Consider the following 3,006-nt stretch of genomic DNA (forward strand, 5'->3'; position numbering starts at 1 on the left):
GTCTGCTCCTGCTGGACCCGTTGCTCCTGTTGCTCCGTCATTTCCATCCGCTCCCGCTGGTCCTACTGGACCTTGTGGACCTTGTGCTCCCGTTGCTCCGTCATTTCCATCCGCTCCCGCTGGTCCTACTGGACCGGCTGGACCTGTATCTGCGTCAACCCATGTATATGTTCCAGAACCGTCGGTAGACAAAACTTGTCCGTTAGTACCACCTGTTGGTAATTCTATTTCGTTAAATGGATTGTTATCTGCATCGTCTACATTATCGATTCCATCATTATCTAAAATGATAGATCCTCCATCTGCTAATGCAACCGTTGATGTTCCATCACCATTATTTGTTATTGTTGATGCTTGGAATGATACCTGTGCTCCGCTTTCATTTGTATACGTAAAGCTACCATCTCCATTATCCGCAAGGGTTGTTACGGTTTCTGATATTGTTACAGAAGCTACATTTAAATACAATGCACCATCTGTACCAAAGGCTAAATCGTTATTAGCATTAGTACTGATAAGATTAACCGATTCAGTTCCGCCACCATCGGTAATCTCAAGACTACCATCTGTAATTCCACTACCTGTGTTGTATTCGTTTCCGACTACATTATCCGCATCATCTACATTATCTACTCCGTCGTTGTCAACAATAATTGTTCCGCCATCAGCTAGTACAATTGTTGAAGTACCATCTCCATTATCACTAATTGTAGATGCTCGGAATAAAACTGAAGCTCCACTTTCATTGGTATAAGTAAAGCTACCATCGCCATTATTTACTAAAGTTGTTACCGTATTATTGGTGTCTACTGTTACCGAAGTTCCTGAATCATCCGTAATGGTAAATGTACCATCCGTGTTATCTAAAACTGTAGAACGCTTAGCATCAAACGTAGTTGCTACTCCGTCTTCATTCGTATAGGTAAATGTTCCGTTTGAATTATCTACTAAAGTCGATAGTGTTTCTGTAAACGTAGTTACCGTACCATTCTCTGAAGTATACGTAAAACTACCATCACCATTATTAACCAATGTGGTTACCGTATTGTTTGTATCTACTGTTACCGAGTTGCCCGAATCATCCGTAATGGTAAATGTACCATCCGTGTTATCTAAAACTGTAGAACGCTTAGCATCAAACGTAGTTGCTACTCCGTCTTCATTGGTATAGGTAAAAGTTCCGTTTGAATTATCTACTAAAGTCGATAGTGTTTCTGTAAACGTAGTTACCGTACCATTCTCTGAAGTATACGTAAAACTACCATCACCATTATTAACCAATGTGGTTACCGTATTGTTCGTATCTACTGTTACCGAAGTTCCTGAATCATCCGTAATGGTAAATGTACCATCGCCATTATCCAATACCGTTGAACGCTTAGCATCGAAGGTTGTTGCTACTCCGTCTTCATTCGTATAGGTAAATGTTCCGTTTGAATTATCTACTAAAGTCGATAGTGTTTCTGTAAACGTAGTTACCGTACCATTCTCTGAAGTATACGTAAAACTACCATCACCATTATTAACCAATGTGGTTACCGTATTGTTCGTATCTACTGTTGCCGAGTTTCCTGAATCATCTGTGATCGTAAACGTACCGTCGCCATTATCCAATACCGTTGAACGTTTTGCATCGAACGTAGTCGCTACTCCGTCTTCATTGGTATAGGTAAATGTTCCATCCGCATTATCTACTAAAGTCGATAGTGTTTCTGTAAACGTAGTTGCCGTACCATTCTCTGAAGTATACGTAAAACTACCATCGCCATTATTTACTAAAGTTGTTACCGTATTGTTGGTATCTACTGTTACCGAAGTTCCTGAATCATCCGTAATGGTAAATGTACCATCCGTGTTATCCAAAACTGTAGAACGCTTAGCATCGAATGTTGTTACTACCCCGTCTTCATTGGTATAGGTAAATGTTCCGTTTGAATTATCTACTAATGTTGATAGTGTTTCTGTAAATGTAGTTACCGTACCATTCTCTGAAGTGTACGTAAAACTACCATCACCATTATTAACCAATGTGGTTACTGTATTGTTTGTATCTACTGTTGCTGAATTTCCTGAATCATCTGTAATTGTAAACGTACCATCGCCATTATCCAAAACAGTTGAACGTTTTGCATCGAATGTTGTTGCTACGCCATTTTCATTCGTATAAGTAAATGTTCCGTTTGAATTATCTACTAATGTTGATAATGTTTCTGTAAACGTTGTTGCCGTACCATTCTCTGAAGTATACGTAAAACTACCATCACCATTATCGACCAAAGTTGTTACCGTATTGTTTGTATCTACTGTTACAGAAGTTCCTGAATCATCTGTAATTGTAAACGTACCATCGCCATTATCCAAAACAGTTGAACGTTTTGCATCGAATGTTGTTGCTACGCCATTTTCATTCGTATAAGTAAATGTTCCGTTTGAATTATCTACTAATGTTGATAATGTTTCTGTAAACGTTGTTGCCGTACCATTCTCTGAAGTATACGTAAAACTACCATCACCATTATCGACCAAAGTTGTTACCGTATTGTTTGTATCTACTGTTACAGAAGTTCCTGAATCATCCGTAATGGTAAACGTACCATCGCCATTATCCAAAACAGTTGAACGTTTTGAATCGAATGTTGTTGTAGATCCACTTTCGTTTTCATAAGTAAAAGTACCGTCTCCATTATCTGTTAGAGATGTAATTGTTTCTGAAATTGTTACTGAAGCTACATTCAAATATAAACCTCCGTCCGTACCAACTACAATATCATTATTTGCTTCATTACTTATTAAATCTATTGTTTGATCTACACCATCTTCATTAGTATAAGTGATAGTTCCATCATTATTATTAACAATATTAGTTAAAGTCTCTAAATCCGTAACATCGATAATTGTATCAACACCATCTTCATCCGTATATGTGAATGTACCGTCCGTATTGGCTACTACCGTAGTCAACGCTTCTAAGTTCGCTACGATTGCCGATAGATCTAATTGGGTTAC

The 3,006-nt window shown here is 38.3% G+C and carries 1 protein-coding gene; it reads right to left on the bottom strand.

What is annotated here, in order from left to right; translation table 11 throughout:
• The coding region (locus Q0871_RS18585; protein ID WP_299326591.1) for a collagen-like protein at positions 1-3,006 on the bottom strand (3,006 nt) is incomplete at both ends.

Source organism: uncultured Maribacter sp. (assembly GCF_947500985.1).
Lineage (GTDB): Bacteria > Bacteroidota > Bacteroidia > Flavobacteriales > Flavobacteriaceae > Maribacter.